The organism is Paenibacillus intestini (genome assembly GCF_030803945.1).
In the GTDB taxonomy this organism is placed as follows: domain Bacteria; phylum Bacillota; class Bacilli; order Paenibacillales; family Paenibacillaceae; genus Paenibacillus; species Paenibacillus polysaccharolyticus.
On sequence record NZ_JAURUN010000002.1, the window covers coordinates 222,414 to 246,606 of the forward strand.

Annotated in this window: 27 protein-coding genes; 3 read left to right on the forward strand and 24 right to left on the reverse strand. The window is 45.6% G+C overall.

The window, feature by feature from the left end:
- Nucleotides 1-2: 2 nt before the first annotated feature.
- From J2T16_RS06160 to J2T16_RS06195, 8 genes are all read right to left on the reverse strand, one after another.
- The gene (locus J2T16_RS06160) at nt 3-509 is read right to left on the reverse strand and encodes a hypothetical protein (RefSeq protein ID WP_499017971.1); all 507 of its coding nucleotides are present in this window, start codon (nt 507-509) and stop codon (nt 3-5) included.
- Nucleotides 510-620: 111 nt separating this feature from the next.
- Nucleotides 621-1,148 carry a GNAT family N-acetyltransferase gene (locus J2T16_RS06165; RefSeq protein WP_336122422.1) on the reverse strand — a complete coding sequence of 176 codons (528 nt, stop codon included), beginning with the start codon at nt 1,146-1,148 and terminating at the stop codon, nt 621-623.
- A gap of 70 nt (nt 1,149-1,218) precedes the next feature.
- A complete protein-coding gene (locus J2T16_RS06170) occupies nt 1,219-1,884 on the reverse strand; it encodes a P-loop NTPase family protein (protein ID WP_499017973.1) in 666 nt (221 codons plus the stop codon).
- Nucleotides 1,885-2,174: 290 nt separating this feature from the next.
- The gene (locus J2T16_RS06175) at nt 2,175-2,492 is read right to left on the reverse strand and encodes a hypothetical protein (protein ID WP_499017975.1); all 318 of its coding nucleotides are present in this window, start codon (nt 2,490-2,492) and stop codon (nt 2,175-2,177) included.
- 27 nt (nt 2,493-2,519) lie between these two features.
- Entirely contained in the window at nt 2,520-2,927 is a 408-nt protein-coding gene (locus tag J2T16_RS06180; RefSeq protein WP_090921001.1) for a hypothetical protein, read from the reverse strand.
- A gap of 201 nt (nt 2,928-3,128) precedes the next feature.
- A complete protein-coding gene (locus J2T16_RS06185) occupies nt 3,129-3,686 on the reverse strand; it encodes a DEAD/DEAH box helicase family protein (protein WP_154886303.1) in 558 nt (185 codons plus the stop codon).
- Between the two features lie 143 nt (nt 3,687-3,829).
- Nucleotides 3,830-4,729 (reverse strand): GIY-YIG nuclease family protein, encoded by a 900-nt coding sequence (locus J2T16_RS06190; RefSeq protein ID WP_154886304.1) that lies wholly within the window; start codon nt 4,727-4,729, stop codon nt 3,830-3,832.
- Nucleotides 4,730-4,926: 197 nt separating this feature from the next.
- Complete coding sequence (locus J2T16_RS06195) at nt 4,927-5,130, reverse strand: helix-turn-helix domain-containing protein (RefSeq protein ID WP_024629424.1); 204 nt, start codon at nt 5,128-5,130, stop codon at nt 4,927-4,929.
- 171 nt (nt 5,131-5,301) lie between these two features.
- Between J2T16_RS06195 and J2T16_RS06200 the strand changes: the two genes are divergently transcribed.
- Nucleotides 5,302-5,589, forward strand: a complete 288-nt coding sequence (locus J2T16_RS06200; RefSeq protein ID WP_079696379.1) for a hypothetical protein — start codon at nt 5,302-5,304, stop codon at nt 5,587-5,589.
- A 540-nt stretch (nt 5,590-6,129) separates the two neighbouring features.
- On the opposite strand, the gene J2T16_RS06205 is transcribed toward J2T16_RS06200, so the two are convergent.
- The 6 genes from J2T16_RS06205 to J2T16_RS06230 form a co-directional block, all read right to left on the reverse strand.
- Nucleotides 6,130-7,227: a Gfo/Idh/MocA family protein gene (locus J2T16_RS06205; RefSeq protein ID WP_339838132.1), complete on the reverse strand. Its 1,098-nt coding sequence runs from the start codon at nt 7,225-7,227 to the stop codon at nt 6,130-6,132.
- Between the two features lie 112 nt (nt 7,228-7,339).
- The gene (locus tag J2T16_RS06210; protein ID WP_221791083.1) at nt 7,340-8,512 is read right to left on the reverse strand and encodes a Gfo/Idh/MocA family protein; all 1,173 of its coding nucleotides are present in this window, start codon (nt 8,510-8,512) and stop codon (nt 7,340-7,342) included.
- Nucleotides 8,509-9,429, reverse strand: coding sequence for a sugar phosphate isomerase/epimerase family protein (locus J2T16_RS06215; protein ID WP_154983850.1), 921 nt, complete (start codon nt 9,427-9,429; stop codon nt 8,509-8,511). The genes J2T16_RS06210 and J2T16_RS06215 overlap by 4 nt, the downstream gene beginning before the upstream one ends.
- 276 nt (nt 9,430-9,705) lie before the next feature.
- Complete coding sequence (locus J2T16_RS06220; protein ID WP_154983851.1) at nt 9,706-10,203, reverse strand: metallophosphoesterase family protein; 498 nt, start codon at nt 10,201-10,203, stop codon at nt 9,706-9,708.
- Between the two features lie 17 nt (nt 10,204-10,220).
- Entirely contained in the window at nt 10,221-10,670 is a 450-nt protein-coding gene (locus J2T16_RS06225) for an Rrf2 family transcriptional regulator (protein ID WP_154983852.1), read from the reverse strand.
- Between the two features lie 41 nt (nt 10,671-10,711).
- A complete protein-coding gene (locus tag J2T16_RS06230; RefSeq protein WP_154886309.1) occupies nt 10,712-11,089 on the reverse strand; it encodes a DivIVA domain-containing protein in 378 nt (125 codons plus the stop codon).
- A 201-nt stretch (nt 11,090-11,290) separates the two neighbouring features.
- Between J2T16_RS06230 and J2T16_RS06235 the strand changes: the two genes are divergently transcribed.
- Nucleotides 11,291-11,857, forward strand: a complete 567-nt coding sequence (locus J2T16_RS06235) for a TraR/DksA C4-type zinc finger protein (RefSeq protein ID WP_154983853.1) — start codon at nt 11,291-11,293, stop codon at nt 11,855-11,857.
- A 203-nt stretch (nt 11,858-12,060) separates the two neighbouring features.
- Here J2T16_RS06235 and J2T16_RS06240 read toward each other — a convergent pair whose 3' ends face one another.
- The 5 genes from J2T16_RS06240 to J2T16_RS06260 all read right to left on the reverse strand — a co-directional run bounded on the left by J2T16_RS06240 (nt 12,061) and on the right by J2T16_RS06260 (nt 17,244).
- Nucleotides 12,061-12,840, reverse strand: coding sequence for an ArsR/SmtB family transcription factor (locus J2T16_RS06240; protein ID WP_260511137.1), 780 nt, complete (start codon nt 12,838-12,840; stop codon nt 12,061-12,063).
- An 89-nt stretch (nt 12,841-12,929) separates the two neighbouring features.
- Nucleotides 12,930-14,186 carry an MFS transporter gene (locus tag J2T16_RS06245; protein ID WP_186812276.1) on the reverse strand — a complete coding sequence of 419 codons (1,257 nt, stop codon included), beginning with the start codon at nt 14,184-14,186 and terminating at the stop codon, nt 12,930-12,932.
- A 298-nt stretch (nt 14,187-14,484) separates the two neighbouring features.
- Complete coding sequence (locus J2T16_RS06250; RefSeq protein ID WP_154983855.1) at nt 14,485-15,501, reverse strand: Gfo/Idh/MocA family protein; 1,017 nt, start codon at nt 15,499-15,501, stop codon at nt 14,485-14,487.
- Between the two features lie 2 nt (nt 15,502-15,503).
- Complete coding sequence (locus tag J2T16_RS06255) at nt 15,504-15,878, reverse strand: replication termination protein (protein ID WP_090921036.1); 375 nt, start codon at nt 15,876-15,878, stop codon at nt 15,504-15,506.
- Between the two features lie 220 nt (nt 15,879-16,098).
- Nucleotides 16,099-17,244, reverse strand: coding sequence for an acyltransferase (locus J2T16_RS06260; RefSeq protein WP_221791090.1), 1,146 nt, complete (start codon nt 17,242-17,244; stop codon nt 16,099-16,101).
- Between the two features lie 78 nt (nt 17,245-17,322).
- Between J2T16_RS06260 and J2T16_RS06265 the strand changes: the two genes are divergently transcribed.
- Nucleotides 17,323-17,700: a YidH family protein gene (locus tag J2T16_RS06265; protein WP_090921040.1), complete on the forward strand. Its 378-nt coding sequence runs from the start codon at nt 17,323-17,325 to the stop codon at nt 17,698-17,700.
- Between the two features lie 141 nt (nt 17,701-17,841).
- Here J2T16_RS06265 and J2T16_RS06270 read toward each other — a convergent pair whose 3' ends face one another.
- The 5 genes from J2T16_RS06270 to J2T16_RS06290 all read right to left on the reverse strand — a co-directional run bounded on the left by J2T16_RS06270 (nt 17,842) and on the right by J2T16_RS06290 (nt 24,178).
- The gene (locus tag J2T16_RS06270; protein WP_090921042.1) at nt 17,842-18,450 is read right to left on the reverse strand and encodes a general stress protein; all 609 of its coding nucleotides are present in this window, start codon (nt 18,448-18,450) and stop codon (nt 17,842-17,844) included.
- Nucleotides 18,451-18,801: 351 nt separating this feature from the next.
- Complete coding sequence (hrpB, locus tag J2T16_RS06275) at nt 18,802-21,330, reverse strand: ATP-dependent helicase HrpB (protein ID WP_499017977.1); 2,529 nt, start codon at nt 21,328-21,330, stop codon at nt 18,802-18,804.
- Nucleotides 21,331-21,559: 229 nt separating this feature from the next.
- A complete protein-coding gene (locus tag J2T16_RS06280; protein WP_090921046.1) occupies nt 21,560-22,366 on the reverse strand; it encodes an SDR family oxidoreductase in 807 nt (268 codons plus the stop codon).
- A gap of 206 nt (nt 22,367-22,572) precedes the next feature.
- Nucleotides 22,573-23,415, reverse strand: a complete 843-nt coding sequence (locus tag J2T16_RS06285) for a protein phosphatase 2C domain-containing protein (RefSeq protein WP_090921048.1) — start codon at nt 23,413-23,415, stop codon at nt 22,573-22,575.
- A gap of 10 nt (nt 23,416-23,425) precedes the next feature.
- Complete coding sequence (locus J2T16_RS06290) at nt 23,426-24,178, reverse strand: vWA domain-containing protein (RefSeq protein WP_090921050.1); 753 nt, start codon at nt 24,176-24,178, stop codon at nt 23,426-23,428.
- Nucleotides 24,179-24,193: the final 15 nt, after the last annotated feature.

Genomic DNA, 24,193 nt, shown 5'->3' on the forward strand with positions numbered 1-24,193 from the left:
GACTAGGTCCTTATGATCTTTATATATGTCTTTGCGACAACAGGAAAGATATCTTCAGACTGTACTTCTAGATGGTCTTCACTTGTTTCATTCTCTATGATTTTCAATCCATCAAAACAAGCATTTTCTTTATACCAATCAATTAGTTCAGGCAAGGAGCAACTTTCCTTCAAACCCTCGTCTTCATAATAAGAAAGCAATGTCACTGTAAATGCAGGTACTAAGGAATCCGCTTTCAAATACAAAATAAAGTCTTTACTCTTATAATACGTTTTAAGATACTGCTCAATCTCTTCCTCTAGATAAGAAAAGGTTTCGATTAATTTCTCTGATGATATTCGATTATGCTTAATCAATCGGTTAAATCCATGGATGTAGAAGTAGTTATGATAGAGTTCTTTCTCTCTTAACTTGGGATCATTAGCAAATAAAAAACCGGGGGAAGTCGTTATCGAATGAACTTCTCCATATGCTTTTTTAGCATACTTCTTTAAGTACTCCAGAATCAAAAGCTCACTCCTTTTGGTGATTTCACTTAACGTTCCTGTACTCACGGCCTCAGCGTATGCCCAAAGCTTGAATAGAATGTTAATTGATCTCGACACTTCTTTAATCTACATTCACAGCTCATTATCCAATGGTTTAATTAGATACATCAGCAGATCATCGTCTACCATCACTTGCTCTCCGGGTTTTGCTTCAATATTGTTATAGACGATTCCTTGACCATCCATGTAATACCCGCGTTTGTTGTACATCATTTGAGCATTACCGTAATCTTTATAGAGCCCTACTCCTAAGCCAATGAATCTGGATCTCTTGGATGCTATTCTTTCGAGTTCATCGAACATTGTACTTGCGATCCCCTTCCTCCTGAACTCTGGAAAAACATTCAAGTCATTTATTTCTGGGATATTACCTGTTTTAAAATACGGATAATCCGAAGTAAACATTAAGTGGCAACACCCAGCCAATGTATCTCCATAGTAGGCCATTAAAGTCACTCTCTTGCCTTCTATATTTTCTTCCAAGCACTTATAGAAATAGTCATTCGAGGTGTACCATGGATATCTTTTTGAAAATTCAAAATTTAATAAAGATACTTCTTCATGATTTGAAAGGTGCCTGATTGTTATTTGGTTATCCATTTTCATTCCTCTTCCTATCAATTTTAGTTAACGTTCCTGTATTCATGTACTCCGGGGTTGTCTGTTTAAATTATCGGATGTCAGTGTCTTCTTCAAATCCCTCCAAAAAATGATCCACTTTATTCTCATTGTCTTCCCAATTGTACTTTTCGTTTTTTATGATCAGTTTTGGTATCTCCCATTCTTGAACGATATTGAAAATGAAATCTTGGTTTTTCGTCCAAAAATGTCCCGCTTCAATAAAATCATTATCCGTGTAAAGTCCACAACGATCTTGTGTGAACTCAGGTCCACGAACACTACATATCCATTTCCAATGTTGTTCTACATGAGTTTGATAAAAATAAATGAGGATCGGGTCGAGACGACTTAAAATAAGTTGTACTTTCTTGGTCAAATCTAATATTCTTTGTTTGTCCATTTGCATATTAAAGGCAAAACCAAGCGTATTCTGAAAAACGTAACTTTCCATAATTGTAACTTCGTCTCGCCCGACTCTTTCATTGACAAAATCAGTGAATAGCTGTTCAACTTTTGTAGTAAACCACTCCGCTTCATCTTGAATAGTAAAGGAAGTAAACGTCTTATCGTATATTCGCAATGGGTGGTTCTCTTCCAATTCGTGATAAAATCTATTTTGAATATTCATTTTATTCAACTTTGAACCTATTACTTTCCCAATCGTTGACTTACCGGAGCCCGGCATTCCATCTATCAGTATCAATCTTGACTTCATAGGTATTCCTCCTTTCAATGTTTGTATTATTCCTAGTTTGTACTTTTCCTAATTGCAGATTTCAGATAATGTTTGTGCATTAACGACCCAGCGAACGCTGGGTGTCCGGCGAATGCCCACAGCGTAAATATTATATTATACGAAGATTCATTCTTCTCTGAATAAGCGGCTTGGGGTTCGTTATTGTTTATTCGCCTTCCTATTACTTTCAGTTGATCTAGAAACTCATTTTTCTAAATCAATAGATAATTCCGTGTCAATTCTATATTTCCAATTCACAAAATCTTCTGCTATTTTGAAGACAATTTTTGAATATGTTCTTTAGTGATATAGGCACCTTCATATCCTTCAAAAACTTCATTCATTGCTTGGCATATAATTATATCTTGTTCTTCCTTGCTTGCTCTTTCTGTATAAATCTTTAGAATTCTATTCAGGCTATTTCTCACACCCTCAATATTCACCTCTAAGTAACATTCTTTATCTCTAATCACCTCTGGATTAAATTTTTGATTTTTGAGTTCGAGAAAGATCTGTACCTGTTTATTATCGACAGGCTGCCTAACTCCGTGACTAAAATCAGCTCCTTCATATCCGCCGCCTTCCAAAACTAAAATCATTAAATATTCATTCCTTTACAATCTCTCCTCACCATTTTTGTACTCATATAACTTTAAATACTCAAAATTCGATGAGGCTAAAATATCATGGAGATACCTTTCTTGCTCTTCGATTGTTACATGGTAAGGTGGTGTTTGATCTATAATATTAGCAAAGAGTATCCAGCCAACGTCCTCGTTCGAAAACTTATATTTCCCTTCTAAATCTTTGTTGGGATAAACTTCTATATATACTTGTTTTTCTTTGTTCAAATTCCAATAATAATATTTATAAACATATGGAAGCCTCGAATCTAACAAGCTTTTGTTCCTCGTTTTTGAGAAAGTTCTATTTAATGGTTCTAAAAAACTGTAAAGAGCACTCATAAGCACCTTTTCATCCTTACTGCCACATAAAAAACCATACTCAACCATTTTATTCATTTCTAATCCCCCACTAGCCTAAATTTCTTGTATCTTAAGATTTTGTTTATATATTATCACTTGCACAGGTTTTGTATAACGTTCCCGTATTCACGACCCAGCGCATGCTCGGTGTCTGGCAACGCCGGACCAAGGACGAATGTCCACAGCGTGAATATTATGTTATCGGATGTTGCTGTCTTCTTGAATTACTCACACGTACTATAAATTAAATTCATCTTTAATTAATCTTGCGACTTCATCTGCACTTAAATTTGTATTATTGATTCTCAAATAGTTCTCTCTAGTAATTTCTCCCTCTTTAGAATTGAGTCGATGTTCTTCCATCGTTTTGATTAAGTCCATTTCTGAATATTCAATATTTCTTTTTGTTGGTTTTTGATCAAGTCTAAACGCCGTTTTATTTCGTTTTAATCGTTCTTCTATATCTGACTCTAATTCAACAAAATAAATTTCTGCCCCTTTCGATTCGAACAAGTTACATGTTTGCTTGACGAATTCCCAGTCCTTCTGAAGATCAAACCCCCAAAGGTAAGTAAAAATAAGTCCATACTGGTTGCTGCTTGCGAACGATTCAAAAAGCTCTCTTCTTACGATACTTGATAACCTCCAAGTTTCACTACCAAAACCAAAAAAGGGATGAAATAGCTCGATCGACATGTGATTGTGAAACAATTTCAATTCCGTTATTTTCGTTAATTCATGACCAACCGTCATCTTTCCAACGGCCTGTGGGCCAAATATCAATATGAATTTCATAGGTATCACCCCGGTTCTTAATATCTTGCGCCAATTTCTTATAACGTTCCTGTATTCACGACCCGACACATGTCGGGTGTCCGGCGAATGCCGGATCAAGGGCGTATGCCCGCAGCGTGAGTATATTGTTATGAGATGTCAAATTAACCTTCACTGTTTTCGCTTTCAAATTTCTTTTCTTGGTTCTGCTTAAATGTCCTTCCGTTAGCATCTACCCACTCTACTGGTCCAGCTGCTTGACGTCCTAGGACTACAGCAGTCGCTGCACTAATACTAGAAAAAATCGCATTCTCTTTGAATATATAAAATTCTCCACTATCGATTAGGACTCCGGTTTCTATCAACTTATTTCTCTGCTTGATCCATCCTTCAGAGATTGAACTTGACGTTTGTTTACAACTTTGAGATCCAGACAGAACTACATAGCCCTTTTCAGTTTCAATCAATTTAGCAGAAGCTCTTTTACTTTTAAGCGTGTATACAATATCGCTATTGACTTGTACTGGAGCAATTACAGTCTCACTTGATTGTTTGAGGGTAGAAGGAACCAAGAACATAAAATTAACTACTGGAAAAATTAATTTCATTTGTTCTAGAAAATACTCCATATCCGAAATATCAGCTTCCGGGAGAGTTGATAGTTCAGGCTGAACCGAATTATCAATCTCGGCTGTTTTTGCTTCTTTAGATAAAGAGATAATTCGAGATTCTAAATACTTTATATGAGACTTAGTGAGCATTTCGTCTTTGCTTATAAAAGCTACAATCTCAATGAAGTCCTTATCTGAATCCGCTAAATGTTGTTTTAATCTTTTTTTGAGATTCTCTGCTTCCCCTATGTATATGCGTTCATTATAGTTTTCACTGTTTGGTAAGGACTTTAAAATATATACTCCTGGTCTATCAAATTCAGAGCGCTCTATAATTTTGGGTAAAGAAGAACGTTGAGAATATACAGCCTTTCCTGACCAATTACCGATTTCGATTGTTCGAGGTCCTGTTTCCGAACCGTCCACAAGAAATATAGTTAATTTTTTTCCCATTTTATTTCTCCTTTAATTTGATTTCAGATAACGTTCCTGTATTCACGACGTCCAACGAAGTTGGATGTGTCTGCTGAAATGCTTCCACAAAATTCATCCAGCAGACCAAGGCTCCATTGGAGCCGCTGCTTGAATATTATGTTATACGACGGAATCACATCTTCGAGTTAACCAACATCCTCTTATATTCTATTCTTTCATTGGTCTGTTAGATGTTCCAAAAGATCTCCAGGCTGGCATTCCAATGCCGTACATAACTTATCAATGACTTCTAAAGATACATACTCATTCGTGTTCAGCTTTGCCATCGTTGCCGAAGAAATCCCCGTCATTTTCAATAAATCTTGTTTCTTAATCTCCCTGTCAATCAATAATTTTTGAAATGGTTTATAACTTATCATCTGGTACTCCTTCATATCTGAATTAAATTTTTCTTTAATTATATGAAAATATATTTTATTAATCAAAAATATCTTTTATATGTCTTGACTATTTATTTCGTTATGATAAAATAATATTTAATAAGTTAAACTTTTGTTTGCAAAATAAAACATGACGAAAGGTGATCATTTATGTACAATTCCTTAGAAGTCTTACTTGATTCGTTGATACGTAATCGGATTGAAGCCTTATATAGCGACCTTCTCAAGAACAACACTATTTATAATCAATTCTCATCTGATCGAAATCTTTACTTCAAACAGTTACATGAACTTCTACCTCAAGATATGCATAAAACTCTATTTCTTTACGATGATGCAGACCTCTCAGTTCAAACAATCCTAGAACGTGAAATCTACTTGCAAGGTTTTAAAGATGCTCTTCAATTACATAATGAATTAAATATAAATTCTAATTGAGAGCCAAACGGCTCTCTTTTCATTTGATTCTGTAGTATAACGTTTTTGTATTCACGACTACGCACCTACTTAAATCAACGCCAGCAACCGACCGCGAAGCGGTTAATCGATGAGGATGTGGCCGCTGATTCCACTCCCTTGCTACTACTCCTCGCGAACTGAGGGCCGAAGGTGTTGATGTATTAATATATTGTTATACGAGGAGATCAACCACTTCGAATTGCATATAATTGTGTTTTTTACGATTGTTGAGTTTATAGAAGTGTTATTGCATTCACAGTGTCCCAGACATTTAGCTAAGTCCGATATATCTACGAACTTCGTATATACCTCTCATTTCAAACTCATATGCGTACTACATCTAATATAACCCAATTTGTTCCATCTGCGAAGTCGTCAATAGAGAAAAGCAGTCCCTCAACCGCGCGTCGTTTGTTAGTACGAACTAACAAGCATACCTACAGTTACAATGGGACTGCTCTGACTTATATTAAAGGCTTACTGCCTCATACCTAAAATCTTACTCCCAACTCCTAAACCTTACTTGCCACCGACACTCCACACTACGCGTTCGCTCATGGCTTTATGTTGGGCGATCAGGCACAGCTCTGCTGCCTTGAATGCATGCTCCTGTGTCATAGCAGTCTCGGTACGATCCAGACAATCGCGGATGAGCTGACCGAAAAATGGATAACCGACTTTGCCTTTGACGTTGTATCTGAACTCACCCTCATGGTTAACCAGATACACCTGATCCCCTTCCGGCTCGCGTGCAATGTCGATGTACTTGCGCAGCTCGATGTAACCGTCTGTACCGAGAATAACGGTACGGCCATCGCCCCAAGTGCCGAGGCCGTCCGGTGTGAACCAGTCTACGCGGAAGTAGCCGGATGCTCCGTTATCACCGATCAGGGAAGCTTCACCGAAATCCTCCAGTTCAGGGAACTGTGGGTGATTGAAATTGTTGACCCGACTGAATGCTACCTGTGCATCACTGCACGACGCAAAGGTCAAGAACTGTTCAATCTGGTGACTACCAATGTCACAGAGAATGCCGCCGTATTGCTGATGGTTGAAGAACCAATCTGGTCTTCCGCCCGCGTTCAAGCGGTGTGGTCCTGTACCCATAACTTGAACTACTTTGCCGATGGCTCCTTGTTCAATGAGCTGTCCCGCATAGATGGCACTTTCCACGTGCAAGCGTTCACTGTAATACACCATGTATTTTTTGCCCGTACGCTTCACTTCTTCACGCGCCAAGTCTAATTGCTCCATCGTGGTGAATGGGGCTTTGTCCGTAAAATAATCTTTGCCAGCCGCCATCACTCTCATGCCGAGTGGTGCGCGATCTGATGTTATAGCTGCGCTTGCTACCAGTAATACCTCTTCATCCGCGAGTACTTCCGCTTCGGATGTGGCGACCTGTGCCTGAGGGAATTGTTTACGGAATGCCTCCACCTTCGCCGGGTCCGGGTCATATACCCATTTGAGCGTAGCTCCAGCATCCAGCAAACCGCCAACCATACCATAGATATGTCCGTGATCTAATGCTACAGCTGCGATTGTGAACTCTCCCGGTTGACACACAACTTCTTTTGTCACACTTTTGGGTGCATAGAACATTCCGTCTTTAGCCATGTTATCCCATCCTTTTTAAAAGTTATATTCAAAAACACATATAGATCAAGTTTGAGGTTCAGAGGTCATCGGAGTGTTCCGTGTAAATCCTCAGTTGAACTTATCTACATCATCATTTAAAGGTCTGACTCAGATCGGCGGGCTGACCGCCCGCATATGCTTTGTCTTTCTTCGTTGTTGAATTGGCAATCCGTTCCTGCAAGTGCTCATAGAACAAGTCTTCATTGATCGGCAGATCAACCCAGTTATCCGTCCAAGTGGACAGCAGCATCGCGTTGGATAACGTTAAGCCGTGAATGCCATCCTGCCCAGGAGCGATCAGCGGGGCACCTGTGCGAATCGCATCAACCCAGTTGCGGATTAACCCTGGATGACCTGTCTCAATGCCTGTAATCGGCACGTCGCATTTCCAGCATTCCGGCTGTCCGAATCCGCCGGTAAAACGTTGATTGAACTCTGGCTCCGATTCGCGCAAGCGCCAGAAGGTGAGTTGTCCGTCTTCGATGACGATTTTACCGCGGTCGCCGCTAACCTCAAAGCGGTTCGTTCCTGGTGCTTCACCCGTGGTGGTTACAAACACCCCCGTCGCTCCATTTTCATATTCGACATAAGCGGTCACGTCATCTTCCACTTCAATGTTCCGGTATTTACCGAAGGCGCAGAAGGCACGCATACGAACAGGCATCATGCCAATCGTCCATTGCCACAAGTCCAGCTGATGCGGGTCTTGGTTAATCAACACACCGCCTCCTTCGCCTGCCCATGTTGCACGCCAGCCGCCGGAATCATAGTAACTCTGAGAACGATACCAGTTCGTAATAATCCAGTTGGTACGCCGCACCTCACCAAGCTCACCTGAGGCAATCAGGTCACGCAGCTTAATGTACAGCGGATTGGTCCGCTGATTGTACATGATGGAGAACACTTTACCGCTTGCCGCAGCAGCTTCGTTCATCTCCCGTACCTGTTTTGTATACACACCTGCTGGTTTTTCGATCATCACATGCAGGCCATGCCGGAATGCCTGGATCGCTTGTTCGGGATGATCGTAGTGTGGCGTGGCAACAATGACGGCATCAATTGTTCCCGAAGACATCATCTGCTCAGCATCCTGCCAATACGTTACGGTAGACGGAAGGTTACTCGTTACCCAGCTCTCCATCTCTTTTCTCACATCACATACAGCTACTAATTCTGCACCCGGTACTTCTCCAGCCACCAATGTTCTGGCATGTGATGCCCCCATATTTCCAATTCCAATGACCGCTACTCGAACGATACTCATGCTTGCTCCTCCTCGTTTACGCGACGCTCAATTTCAGCAAAAACGTCTGCAAAATGCTGTAACATCGCTCTGGAATCCAAAGTTCCGCTAAAATCTTCGATGCCATAATAACCGTCATAGCCAACTGCTCTCAGATCACGTACCATCTGCACCCAGTCCACCATACCTTCCGTCAGCGGAGCCCAGTGGCATTCCCACAACGTGCTTAGCGATTGTTCAGAGTCACTTCTCGGAGTCAACGCCTTCTGATCAGATATATTCGCGACTTCCTTCTTGTACCACCCTGCATTTTTCACATGCACATGGGCGAGATACGGACCAAGCAGTTCAAGTCCCATGCGATGGTTTTCATACCCTTCGTGCACCATGTTGCCCGGATCATAGAGTACCCCGACATGCTCCGGGTCAAGAGATTGTACAAGACGATAGGCTAGAGAAGCCGTTGGCGCAATCGTTTGATGATGCGTTTCAATGACGGCCTTGATGTTATACTGTTTCGCTATATCCTGAACTTCGTTTAGATAACGAACGGCCTTCCCGTATAACTCGGGATAAGCTGTACTCCGGTCATAACCCGGAACACCCACACGCATCATCGAAGCGCCAAGTGTAGATGCGGCCTGGAATGCTTGCTCGGTTGCAACCATGTCTCCACAATTGAGATATGGCACAAGTGCGATAGACTTTCTGTCATGGGCTTCAGCTGCTTCCCGAAAAACAGGAACTTGTTCCTGCCATCTGTCCGGATCGATGGAGCACCGATTGTTCCGCCAGAACGAAGGTTGTTCAGCCGACGCATCCTCCGGTATGCCGCGATATCTCCACTCGATTCCAGCGATGCCCGCTGCCGCCGCTGCGGAAGCAAGCTCGTTAGCATCCAGGTCAGGGACAGCAACAGTGAATATGGACAGTTTCATGTTCTTGAACCTCCCCTTTATGTAAACGCATTCATTTTATGTCGTAAACGCATTGTATCACTCTCTCGATCACTGCCATAGAGCATAACGCAAACAGATGAATGACAGATAACAAACCGCACATATTCCCCATTCAGAGATAACGTTTCAAGTCAAAATCATCCTCCAAAAACAAAAAAGCGTCTCTAAATCAGAAATGACTTCTGTTCAGAGACACCTTTTATATGGAATGTTGTTCTATCGTTATCCAAGCCAACTTGTCCATACAAACACGATCTATTCACGATCAAAAAAAACATGTTCGGCCTGCAATTTCCCATCTTCTGCCGTCATGATTCCAAACGAAAATCGCTTCTGAAACCGGCGGTCCGTGGGTGAACCCGGATTAAATACAAGTAAACCATCTACGGTATGCATCACCGGAATATGGGAATGCCCATAGACTACCGCATCCAGTTGCTCTCCAGCAAAGGTCTGAATGGCGTTCTGCTCTGTTCCGTTTGATCCACGATGACCATGCACAAGTCCAAGCCGTAATCCTTCCGCTTCAACAATTCGCGAGAAACCCAGCTTCTCTCCAATCTCGGATGGGTCCGTGTTACCAGCTACACCTTCGACCGGAGCGTAATGGCTTAGTAATTCATACACACTCCAGTCTGACCAGTCCCCTGCATGAAGAATGAGATCTGCACTAGTCAATGCGTCAACCAATGGTGTTGGTAATGTTTTTGCTTTCTTTGGTAGATGCGTGTCGGAGATAACAATGATCTTCATGTGATTACCGCCTTCCCTTAGTTCGACTTCTGGTTCCCCTCTAATTGTGAAGCCTGAATCCGCTCGGTACTGGTACGCTCCATATCTTCAAGCGTGATCGTTGCAAAGAACTGCTCCACTTTAGATTCAGCAATCTGATACAGATTGGTCAGCAGTCCATCGATTTGAAGGCCTACTTCACAATTGGGATTACAATTGCCATGAATCGGGAACAATGGTCCTTCATCCTTGGCTGCCTCATAAACCATGGCAAGTGTAATTTCACTCGCTGGCTTTGCCAAATAAAACCCTCGAGTGCCTGGTGAAGAATTGACTAATCCTGCCTTTTTCAGCCCTCCCAGTATACGTCTGACAACGACAGGATTGGTATTTACGCTGCCCGCAATTTCAGCAGACGTGATTCGTTCAGGCGCGCTGAGAGACAGTAACAACAAACAATGCACACTGACCGAAAAATGAGTACTCATGATTAACCACCTTTTTTAATATAATCCCGGATGTTCCAGCCTTATTCCATAAACAGATCCTTTTCAGGACGTGCTCTGACTTTGAGTTGTCGCACAGTATACTCCAGTTGCTTCACGATGTCATCCAGTTGTTTGCGATCAATCTTATTCGGGTCTTCGACAGGTTTGACCGAATTTTTGAGGTCACGAATGGTCAACTGTTGTTCCTGCCATTTATCCATTAAATCCGCAATATTAGCATAAAAGCGCTCGTAATCCTTAATCACCAGATCCAGGTACGCATCTACCTCGTCCGGGTCATAACCACGAAGTTTATAATTGAACTGTTTCTCATGAATTGATAAAGCATCCAGCTGTACACCCAGTTGTTTGAACAATTGTCTCTGTTTGTCCAATCTTCGTTTCATATGTTCATCCATCTTGACAACCCTCCATTATAGCCGAGCAGCGGTTCCATTCATTCGAAAAGAACACACGGCAATTTCTCTCTCTATTTTTTATAACACATAATGCATCAGATATAAAACGAAACCGCCCTCTCCCGTGCAAAATGATTGCCTCACTTGCTTTTCGGGTAAGAAGTCACTACACCCCCTCAAGCGGGAAAGGAGCATGTCCTTATGAGTACATTAACCCAAGATCAACGTAAAGAATTGCAGCAAGCCCTGCTGGAGCAGCGTGAGGATCTGCAACGTCATTTTGAATCCAGTATGGAGGATGGCGCACCAGCAGAGTCGTTAAAAGATTCTACAGGCGAACTCTCCTCTTACGATAATCACCCGGCAGATGCGGGAACAGAAACGTTTGAACGTAGCCGTGACCTCGCAATCGACGATACACTAACCGAAGAGTTTAATCAGGTCAATGAAGCCCTCGAACGTATGAATGAGGGTACATATGGAACCTGTGTTACATGTGGCAAAGAGATCCCTTTTGAACGTTTGCAAGCTATACCTTATACCGCCTATTGCATCGATGATACTCCAAACCGGAACGTAAGTAATGATCGCCCTGTTGAGGAAGAGGTCATGACGATGCCACCGAGTGGTGCCGGGGAAGTGAGACAACGTAACGCGGGCAAGTTTGACCATGCAGAAGCATGGGAAGCTGTTGAGGACTATGGTACATCCAATTCCCCCGCGATGGCCGCCAAACGAGATGTGAAGGATTACGACGAGAACATGTAAAGTAACTTCGACTCGGATGGAATCAGCCCTATCGCATTATGATAATAAAAAGCCGCCATTGGCGGCTTTTTTGCTGTAACTCCATGCTACCCGATTGTTCTCTCTTCCTAAAATGAATGAATCGACTATCATACGTCTACATTTGGTCCGTCCTGCGCCTTACACTAGAAAGAACTAACATATTTCATTTCGATCTTGATCAGCTATTCATCTGTAGAATCAAAGGCCTTAGGTTCTGAGGCTTTCCGTTTGGCAGCAGGTTTCGATTTTTTCGCCGTACTTGATGTTTCAGATGTTTTCGATGCCTTTGAGGATGGCCTTGTAGATGCATTGGAAGCAGACTCTTTTTCTTTTTCTTTTTTCTGCCCAGCCGAAACTGCCTTTTTCTTCTTAATTCCAGAATCAGAATGCGACGCAACCTGTGCCTCTTTGGACAGCGCCGTGAACAGCTGAAAAACCTGATGGTCTGATTTCTGTTCATCCTTGGTTAAATACGGTCTGCACAGCTCCACAATCTGCTGATATAGCTCCTCTACTTCATCCGCCGTAGCGTACAGCGTCATGTCTGAGATAAAACGTTTCTCCTGACGATCATGCTCCGCATGATTCATAAAGCGCTGTCGGCTCTGTTCGAACATTTCGTTCAGCAACTTTAGCGTTTCGGAGCGAAAAACCTGCTTCAGCGGTGAATTTTCATCCTCTTCATCCTTGTGACGAAGGTGGATTTCACCCGAGAAGGGCTCGTAATATTTTGCGATAATGCCGTTGATTTCCCGAGTGGATACCATGGTTAGAAGACCGATTTTCTCCAGTTTTTTCACATGATAATGCACCTTCGCAGGCACTTCTCCCATCAGATCTGCAATTTCCTTCACGGTAGAAGGTCTGCCCTGACGGTTAAACATATTCATAATCTGTATCCGGTATGGATCAGAATATATTTTGATCTCTTCAATTGTTGAGAGCACTTTATGTTGCTGCATATCCGAGTCCTCATTTCCGGGGTACCTGCCTGCCCTTCGTTCCCTATATTATACCGTTCAGACAGGACTTCGGTCAAAAGGACGTACACTTACATCTCCCGCCGAAAACTTTTGCTGGTAAGAAGTAATATCGCAGACAACCCCAGTAATACGCCAAATACAATGAACAGGATCGGCATCGAAAACCAGTCGGCCAGAACACCGGACAGAAGGCTACCGAGTGGTGAAACACTTAGGACCAGCATACTTTGCAGCGCAGACACTCTTCCGAGCATATGTGAAGGCGTCACTTCCATCAGATATGAAACGAGCGGCGTTGTAGCAAGCGGTATACCTAAACCCATAAGCAGACAGAACACACCTGCCGTTGGAAGCTGGAATGACGTCATATAAGCCGGAAGTGCAGTCATGGCGTATCCGCAACCAAGCATAACAATGCCGGAGATAACCAGCACGCTTTTACGGTAACGCGTCCCTTGTTGTGACATCCACAGACCCCCAAGCACGATCCCTCCAACTAAAAGCCCACTAAGCAGACTTAATCCCCAAGCACCTGCTTGCAGTGTTTCCATCACGTAAGGTGTACGTAGCACATTAAATGGCATCAGGCAGAAGTTAACCCAAGCGAATAACACGGAAGAGACGAATAACAAGGCATGTTTACGTAGAAAATGAAAAGCTTCCGCCATCTCGGAGATCAGACTCTTGGCGCCAGATGACACTGCTCGCGGTGACATCCATTCTGGATAGTCCACCCGGCTCATCAAGATTGCGCTTAGTGCAAACAACGCGGCGTCAATCCAGATAGTCCACGCAATACCTACGGTTGCAATTAAAGCGCCTGCCGCGGCTAGCCCCGCCAGTTCAGCCAATCGAGTGGCTGATGAGGTCATCGCGTTACCTGAAAGCAACATGGACTGAGGCAATAACCTGGGAACGCTGGACACCTCGGCAGGTGACGTGAAACATTCCAGCAAGGAGTTCAGAACCGTAAATACAAATAAGTGCCACACCTCAAGTTGCCCCAGGGCGAATAAAAGTGCTGTGAGTCCAACCATCACTCCGCGTCCGGTATTCGTCATGACGATGACTTTTTTCGGAGATAATCGATCCACCAATGCCCCAGCGAACAGCCCAAACAGAATATTCGGTAAAAAGTTAACGGCTAGAAGTGTGCCCATCAGTACCTTGGAGCCGGTTAAAATATACACCATCCAGCTATATGCAATCGAATCGATGGAATCCCCAAAGCGGGACACCATCTTACTCAACATAAATTGCATATATGGCCTGATTCGAATTAATTCTCCCAAACCTTGTTTCCCCGCCACAGCACCCTCGTTCATCACTGTTCCACTCCTCAACGTTAAAATATTTTTCATGTTAATATTATTTTAACGAAGTTTATGCAAAAATCAATACAAACGTGAAAATATTTTTAACGTGTTCCTTAAGGATGTTTTTAACGTTAAATATCTATACACATATCAGGCTTGACTATCCATCCTGATTGGCCTTTGCATAACCACACAAAAAAGACTCTCATCGTCATCGATGGAGTCCTGTATCATGCCTGATTTTAAATGTACAGCCTAAATAAAGGTTAAAGTCCGGAGGTCATTGCACTACAGCTGTAGCAGTTGCTTAAATCGGACTACGATCCACCAGCACCCGCTGACGCTTGCGCGCAGATTCCAAACAGGCATCAATCACACGCATGTTCAAAATGGTGTTGTCCGGACCGAATGGCAACGCCTCTCCCTCAAGAGCTGCCATTGCAAATGTTTCGACCTGAAGCACATAGGAGTTGGATACCGAAACTCGTTCCTCCCGGCTGACGGAATCCGTATGAATGATGATCTGAGGCGGAATATCACTATTCTCCCAGCCGAACACTTTAGGCAGCTCAATACGTCCTTCCGTTCCGAGAATCTCCATCTCAGCCCGTCCTGACGCCCACATGCCACAATCAAAGGTCAGAGCCACTGCGTTCGGAAACTCAATCAGCCCTGAAGCCATCATATCCACACCATCATGTTCCTCTGAGAATAAGGCATGAACCGTAACGGCTTCCGGCTCTTGTCCCAGATACATCCGAGCAGCAGAAATGGGATATACACCGAGGTCAAAAATAGAACCGCCACCCATGTGTTTTTTGAATCTCACATTGTCTTTGTCATCTGCGGTATTACATGTAAAATTACCATGAATCGCTCTGACCGTTCCAATCTCGCCACTCTCGATAATCTCCTGCACCCGTCTGTGCTTCGGATGATATCGATACATGATAGCTTCTGAGAACAACACCCCATGACGTTCACATGTCTTAATCATCTCTATGGATTCTTTGGCATTCAGCGCGGCAGGTTTTTCACAAAGCACATGCTTTCCTGCCTCGGCAGCTTTAATCGTCCACTCTCGATGCAGATGATTTGGCAACGGGATATAGACGGCCTGGATATCCGGATCAGCAATAAGTTCCTCATAACTGCCATAGGATCTGACAATGTCCATCTCTTCGGCCAGAGCTTCAGCCTTTTCCTTGGAGCGGCTGGCAATCGCCAGTACTTCACCACGTTCGGACTGCTGAATTGCAGGAATAATAGCATTTTTGGCAATCGTTGAAGTACCCAGTACACCCCACTGCAGAGGTCTGTTCATGCTCATCTTCCTTTCGTACCGTAATTATCCGCTTCTGCCTTGTGCAAAATGCCAAGACAACGATCCAGATCGGCTTTCACCTGTTTCTTGTACAACTCTGCTTTGGCCGCCCCATCATCAGTGAAGTGATAAAGAACAATTTCCTGGAAATCAACTTTGGGGTCGTTTCCCTTTAATTTTTTGGTTCGATAAAAGATTCCCTGTTGCACCAGCTCATGTAATGCCCGATATACTTCACTTTGGGGTGGTACATATCCGTAATCTTTGAATTCCTGCTTCATCGCTTCCAGCATCTCGTAACCATAACCTCTATGTTGCTCCACCATCGTGATCAGATAAACTTTGATAAATGCCCGCTGTGCAATCATAAAAGCCATGAGCTTTCCCTCCTGTCAGAACCTGTCTATCTCTCATTATAAAACATATGTTCTGATCCTGCCATCTTGATCCTGATTCCACTCTTGTAACGTGTTGTTATGGTGAGTAAGCAGGATCAAGAGATTGGATATAGGAGGGCTGATGTAAGAAAAGCACAGCTTTTATTGTTATGAATTTTTCATATGATGAAATAATCATCTTTGGTCCGAAGCAGGTGTTTTATTGGCTTGGGTGTTTCGGTACAACGCCTACGATCCATTTTCCCCATTTAAAACGCGAGATCAGCCAAGTCAGCACACAAGATACGGTCAGTGCTACAATCCAAGTGACAATCGTGCGTATCGCAGGATTCCAGCCCCACGCCACGTACAACCATTCGTCTGGAATGTAACTGTAACGCAGTACCAGCATGTGCATCAAATATCCTCCATATGACATACTGCCAATCCATCCTAGCCAGTAAAGAACGCGATGGTGATGAAGCTTACTGGCTAATTGGTACATGACCATGATGGAAGCAATCAGGAACAAAATCATATCCGGCCTGATCAGGCTGACGGTATAAAATCGGATTTGAATTCCTTCGGGTTTCTGAAACTCCAGCATTAATAGATACATAAACCGTAGACCCAAGATTATAAACACCAACCAGTAGACCCAGCGCAACCGATTAATCCATTCTTTCCAGCGCTGTACCGAAAGTCCTGCCGCAGCACCAAGTACAAAATAAAAAAAGAAATAGATGAAATTACGGTCTGCATAGGTTGTAAAAGCATCTGTCAGCACGGGGATTTGCATCCGCTCCATCCATCCGGCAATATTCCTTAATTGATCGGATAGAACCAGAAATAAGACGCCTGAACCCAGCAGTGCGAGCATTCGCCCCTTGGCTTGGTAACGATGAACCACGTACCGAATACCACGCAAAAATAACGGGAAAAACACGTAAAACTGAATGAGCATAATGATGTACCAGAAATGTGAAGCCGTCTTACCCGTCACGAGCTTCAGAGCGAGGTCCGGAATGTCCTGCCAGCCGAATGTTGCCCAGTTACGCGGGGCAAGTATAAAATAAATAAGAGACCAGACCACATAAGGCAAGATGACATCCATGACTCTTTTTCGCATAAACTGGCCGTAATGGAGCTTATCACCTGTGTTGTAGAACAGCACCATCCCGGTTATAAATATAAAAAGTGGCACAGCAAACTTCGCTAACATCAGTAGCAAGGCCAGCACGACGCCGTCCTGAAGTCCAGCCTGCGGAACCAACGAATAATGAGCAATTGAATGCTGTAGTACAACCGCTGCAAAGGCCAGGCCTCGTAATGTTTCGATTTCAGTAATTCGTTCTTTGCGAGGCAAATCACTCAACCTACCTTTCTTAATTCTTGCAATATCAAATAAAAAACGATAACCATCCATTGGAGGTATGTAAAACGAATGTCTGACAAATCATCCAGAATCCCTGAATCCAAAACGGTTCAACAACACTTGGCTAACGAACGTACATTTCTCGCCTGGGTGCGCACAGGCATTGCAATGGCCGGGATCGGTTTCCTTGCCGCCGGTTTCGGTTTTCATTCAACCACCTATGACCGCATTGCCCATCTTGCTGCCATCATCACGGGAATCACTTCTCTCTTTGGCGGCATTGCCGTCATTGGTTGTTCAGCCATTGCTTACCACCGTAAACGCACACAGATTAATGAGCAGACCTTCCAAGCCACTACCGGACTTATCACCTTTCTCAGTCTCCTGTTGCTTGTGATTGGCCTCGCGCTTGCGGTGTTGCTGTATGTATTGTTATTCCCTGCCTGACATAGCCGAATCCCGTATGAGGACAAAAACCGCTCTCCTCAGCGGAGACCGGCTTCAGTCTGTTTTATCGTTCACATGCATCATTGCTATTTCAAGTCTCTAACCCAAATGAGCCCGCATGTGTTCTGTGGCGTTCAGTCTTTACAAAAAGGTGTTGTTGCCGAAACGAGCAGCTTTGGTCTGCGCTTCCATCCGGCGTTCTTCCATATCAAGATCTGGACGGGCATCAGCAGTATTCACATCTTCACCATGCACAGGATCGATGTTGGAATGAGTCTGACGGTTAAGGTTAAACACATCGTATACCGCGCTATCCCGATCCGATGAGTCTACGAGCAACAAAATTTTACCATGCTGCACATACTCCTCATATTGTCTCGCATCCTCTTCTGGAATACCCAGTCCTACAAGTCCGCCAACCAATCCTCCGGCTCCTGCACCTACAGCTGCACCTGTAAATGCTGCGGCAATAGGTCCTGCAGCCAGAATCGGGCCGATCCCCGGAATAGCCAGTGCACCAATGCCAGCAAGCAAACCTGCTACACCTCCAAGCACACCACCTGTGGCTGCACCTGCTGCTACACCCTCTGGCGCTTTTGTGCCTGTCTCTTCCCGAATAGCCTTCAGCTCATCTCTGTCCTGCGTTACGACAGATATCTCATCCGATGTAAATCCTTCGGCTTTTAAACTTTCAATAGCATCGGATGCCTCACGCTCTGTATTAAACACACCTACGATTTTCTTCTTCATAGTGAATACCTCCTCATGGATTTGAGTGGTTCGCTATGTTATTACCCGTCATTCTCTCTTTCAAACGTCTCTGGGCTAATGATCATATGCATAAATACTAATTTGAGCCAAAAGACCGAATACCTTTGGAGACAAAAAATGACGAGATCATCCATAGAAAAAAACTGAAACAGCGATACTGCGGGGATGTTCCCGCTCAAAATGAAATCTGCGTCTGATGCATATGCTTCGCGACGAGAGGGGCATACAAGACAAAGCGAAAATACAGCGTTCCGTAGGGTTATTCTGTCATCAGACTGTAGGTATAGACATGTTCAGTTTGACTTCTGTAGATTATGAACAACCTGATTATCAGGTTGTTCGCGGTTTCGCACGATTCGTTGCGATCGCTTCAAGCGGATTATCCGGCCAGTAATGTTTCGGATATCGCCCTTTTAAATCTTTCTTCACTTCAAAATAGGTCTCACGCCAGAAATTAGCCAAATCTCTTGTAACCTGCACAGGACGTTGCGCCGGAGATAATAGATGCAGCGTGACCGGAACGCGACCGCCCCCGATGTGAGGGGTCTCTTGCTGTCCAAACATCTCTTGTAATCGAACAGCCAGGATTGGATCTTCCGGATTGCTGTAATCCACAGGAATCCGAGAACCACTCGGAACCTGAATGTGGGTAGGCGCCTCTTCATCTAGCTGTTGCCGCTGCGCCCAGCTAAGTCCGCCTAAAAGTACATCATGCATGGACAGTTTCTTCAGATCAGCGGCCGAGCGCATTCCTGCCAGATACGGTGCAAGCTGTTCCTGCAACTCATCCGTCAGATGATTCTCGATCAGATCAGGCCAGTCTGGCATGTGCAGATGCAGAAAACGCATGCGCTCCGCAAGTTGGCGCGATGTTTTACTCCACGGCAGGATGTCCAACCCTTCCAGTCGTATCCCCGACAATAGTGCTTCCAGCACCTGATCTTCCGGTGGCTGTGCAATCATGCTTTCCTTGATCATTATTGCTCCGATGCGCTGCCGCTTATGTGCCCGCACACTTCTAGTCGTGCGATCCCAAGCCACCAGCACCTCCTCGTGCAATAGATGCTGCGCGGCACGCAGCATCGTCTGCTCCTGCACTGGCGCAGCCAGCAGGATACGCGCATCTGCGCCCTGGTCGTCGGCCTCGGCTGCGACCAGATAGGCGGAACGGCTCAGCGACTCTGCCCCCGCGAGCCGTACTCCGCGGCCGCTGCTCAGCAGATAGCGGCCGTCCTCGCGGCGCTGCCCGATCCGGTCCGGATACGCAAAGGACAGCAGCAACCCGCAGCTGTCCTCATCCGGCCGCACCAGATCGGCCGCCGCGTTGCCGAGCGCCGAGCATAGCTGGCGGCTCTCCTGCAACATGCGCCGCACGGCAGCGCCGTCTGCGCCAGCCGCCGCCGCTGGCGGCCCCCCGCTGCTGCCTGCGGCCAGCAGCGCTTCCACGTGCGGGCGCAAGTCCGTGCCCGCGCCGCCAGCACTTGCGCTGCTACTGCGGAGGCCTGCCGGCTCCTGCAGCAGCGCCGCCAGCGTGCTGGCGTAGCTGGCCAGCCCAAGCTCCGCCGCGCGGAGCAACATGCTGGCCAGCCGCGGATGAACACCAAGCGTGTTCATCCGCCGCCCAAAGGGCGTGAGGCGGCCTGCGTCGTCCAGGCCGCCCAGCTGGCGCATCAGCGCCTGTGCCTGAGCGTAAGCCGCATCAGGCGGGGTGTCCAGCCAGCTAAGCTCAGCTGGGGACTGGACACCCCACGCGGCAAGCTCCAACGCCAGCGGCGCAAGATCCGCGGAGGTGATCTCCGGGCGTGTTGCTTCAGGCAACGCGCCATGAGCCTCCTCGCTCCATAGCCGGTAACACACCCCCGGGGCAATACGCCCCGCACGTCCGCGTCGCTGGTCAGCGGACGCCTTGGAGACCGGCTGTGTGACAAGCCGGCTCATACCCGTCCTTGGCGAGAAAGCCGACGCCCGGCTGAGTCCTGCATCCACGACCACTTTTACACCCGGAAGAGTCAGACTCGACTCCGCAATGGAAGTGGACAGCACAACCTTGCGCCAGCCACCCGCCGCAGGCCGGATTGCTTCATCCTGCTTCTCGGCAGACATACTGCCATACAGCGTATGTACAAGGACCTGCGGAGGAAGAGATGCTTGCAACAGTTCCCTTTCCGTACGATGAATCTCTCTCGCTCCGGGAAGAAAAACCAAAACGTCCCCTTGTTCTTCACTCAATGCCCGAATAATGGTACGAGCCGTCCAACTCTCGATTTCAACTGCGGCAGGTTTCCCGGCATATTTCGTTTCCACCGGAAACGTACGGCCTTTACAATGCACAACTTGTGTATCTTCGCCCAGCATACGACAGACCGGTTCCGGGTCAAGCGTTGCCGACATGACCAGCAGCTTCAGATCCGGCCGCAACATGGCCCGCGATTCCAGCGCCAAAGCAAGCCCCAGATCCCCGTGAAGATGTCGTTCATGAAACTCGTCAAAAATGATCATTGCCGTATCTTCAAGTCCTTGATCCTGCTGTAGCATACGCGTTAATACACCCTCAGTGACCACTTCGATTCGTGTAGCTGGGCTTACCCGGGTATCCATTCGTACGCGGTATCCGACCGTTTGTCCTGCCTTTTCACCCAGCGTTGCTGCCATTCTCGACGCGGCTGAACGAGCAGCGAGTCTCCGCGGCTCCAGCATAATAATTTTTTTGCCATCCAGCCAAGGCTGTTCAAGCATTGCCAGCGGCACAACCGTTGTTTTTCCGGCGCCCGGTTCAGCAATCAAAACACCTGTGTCCTGCTCACAAAACAGCTGCTGCAACTCAGGAATAATCGCTTGTATTGGTAAATCAGTGTACATATCATCGCTCCTAATGCATATCTTACCGTTTCGATATCATTCTATAAGCTCAGTATTCGAATGTTAGCATTATAACAAAAAAAGCCGTCCCGAAGGAACGACTATATGACATCCATAACTTATGGATATTACCCAAACTCATTCAATTATCTAACATTCAGCTTGTGGGCTAATCATCTACGAATAACGGTTACTGTCTTATCCAGTTACTTCCCCATCGTTTACCTGATCAGCTCAGCAGAGACTCCGCACCATCGATCACAATCTCGGCTCCAGTAATATGTTTGGATGCGCCGGAAGCGAGGAAGCTAACCAGATCCGCAACGTGCTCGGGCTGTCCTGGTCCATCCGCGAGTGGCTGCTGTCCTTCCGGGAATTCCATCGGGATGATAATGTCCTGCAGGTCATCTGTTTTGATCGTACTTTGATCAATATTGGTAGCAATCGCACCTGGACAGATTACGTTGACTCTGATCTTGAATTTCGCCAGCTCCAAAGCCGCCATCTTGGCAAAAGCAACCTGTCCTGCCTTTGACGTACTGTACGCCGACATACCGAAGCTGGAGAAACGCTGATTCCCATTGATCGAGCTCGTAATAATAATGCTACCGCCGCCGCGTTTTTTCAGATGTGGGAGAGCATATTTTACAGTGAAAAATGTACCGTTCAAGTTCGTCGTAATAATCTGTTGCCAGTCCTGTACCTGAATTTCCTCGATTGGAGCAGACACCCCGTTAATGCCCGCATTAGCAAAAACGATATCCAGTCCTCCAAACAATTCCACCGTTTCCAGTACAGCCTTTTCAACCCGTGCCGGATCGGAAATGTCCACATCGAATGCTCGTGCAGCCCCTTCATGGTTCGCATTAATCTCCGCTTCTGTCTTTGAAATCCGATCATTCACCAGATCGAACAACGCTACATGCGCTCCTTCATTCGCCAGCTTGAGTGCCGTGGCCTTGCCGATTCCCGAGCCAGCTCCTGTAATGATAGCCACCTTACCTTGAAATGGTGATCTGCTGCTGTGTTGTGTCATAGCCCAACCACTCCTTCGTCTTGGAAATTATGTAAAGATTTAATCTGATTTTATTTCAATCAATTCTTCACAAGATTACCCAAAACCAGCAGCTTTTAAATCAACACTCGTAACTTTTTTCATTTTCAGGCAGTTACATACACTGACGATCTGCACCAGCCACACGCAGATCTATCTCAGAAAACGATCCTCGTTACAGGGCGTGTTCACCACTCCAGTTCGATGAAAGCGGCATCATCCTCAAGTCCGCCGGTATGGGCGGCATCCAGCAACACTTGAATATGTTCATCCGGGATGTATGTACCAATGGCGTCGAGATCATTCAGTCCGTCTGTATACAGTTGAAGGCGAAATGATTCACTTCCTGAACCTTTCATTTCGAAAACATGGGGTCTCCCCCCTATGGAGCCTTCTCGTGTAGACCAACGCTCATTGGTCTTGCAATGTGTTTGGAATTGTTCCGACTGCTCCTGTCCATTACGCCAGAGCCGGATTCTGGAATCTCCTTGCCATGCCAGCCATACTCGGCTCTTTCGTCTTCCAGATGTGAGTTCAATGCGTCCGCATACATACATCGCCTGACTTCCTTGGCTTCGCTTTTCCATCAATACCTCCCGTAGCAGAAGAGGCGAGGTATCCAAGGGCTGTAGTTGTTCTAACTGTTCAGATGCGGAACCCGTTAGACTTTGCAGAAACTGTTCGACCCCTTCAGCGGTTAATGATGACGTCGTTTCCAGCCATTCCAGTAGCGCACTACCGAGAAAACGCGCAGCAAAATCACCCAGATAACTCATGCCAACTCCATCACACAATACAAAATGACAGACATTACCTTGCATGCGAATCGCAACAAAGTCTTGCCCTGCGTCACCCTGGTTCACGGTTTCGGCTGCACGTCCATATCCGTATCTGCATTTCAGCTTGCCTTGGTAACGAGTTAACGGCTGTTCCCCAGTCTGAATGCTTACATAGCGAAAATTATCCTGTTGCTGCTTCGCATGTCCCCCTCGATCACTGGCAGACAATGTTGCCATACGCATTGCTCGCATGATTCCCCTCCTATCTTACAGGTGTTGCAGCAGACATCTGGAATCCAATGGATACCAGTTCTGCACAAGTACCAGGCAACATCATGAGTGCGCCTGGTGCTAGCAAATAATCTGCCTCCACCAACATTTCGCGATAGCTTTCAGGCAGCACGGATGACATATTACGCAACTTCTCCCCATGCTCGTCTTGCAGGTTTGTCTCTGGTGAGATCCCCTTCCAGCGTCTAGGCTCTGCAATCGGAGCTTCCAGCAGATGATCACTTATAAATATATTTTCAACCAAAACATTGCCATCCGGCACACTCATGCCCATAATGCGCTTGGCGATCGGCTCCGGGTCTTCTCCAGTCGCAACACCATCGGTCATATGACATACGAGTGGTGCAGGGCAGTCCTGCATGTTAGGTATTTCTGCTTGCAAAATTTTCTCTGCCTGCAAAAATGCTTTTGCGGAGTCTGAGAAACGTCGAGGTGTCAAATCAGGCAAAGAACCTACAGCCGCAACCTCATCGATTCCTTTAATCCCGTTTAATACATCATATACATCGTCACTGTAGGCCAAAATAGCAATTCGGTACCGCGGCGTCAGCCGATTTCCTTTGGTTGAACGAAATACCATCTGCCGGATCGCCAAAGATAAAGCATCATAAACGATGTCAATCCGGCGACGATTGTCCAGAACCATATTCATGGAGGCGCTAATATCAATTAAATAAATAATAAGTGCAGGTGTACGTTGCGATGCTTGAATTGTGTAGTTCATCTAGAGTGTGTCACC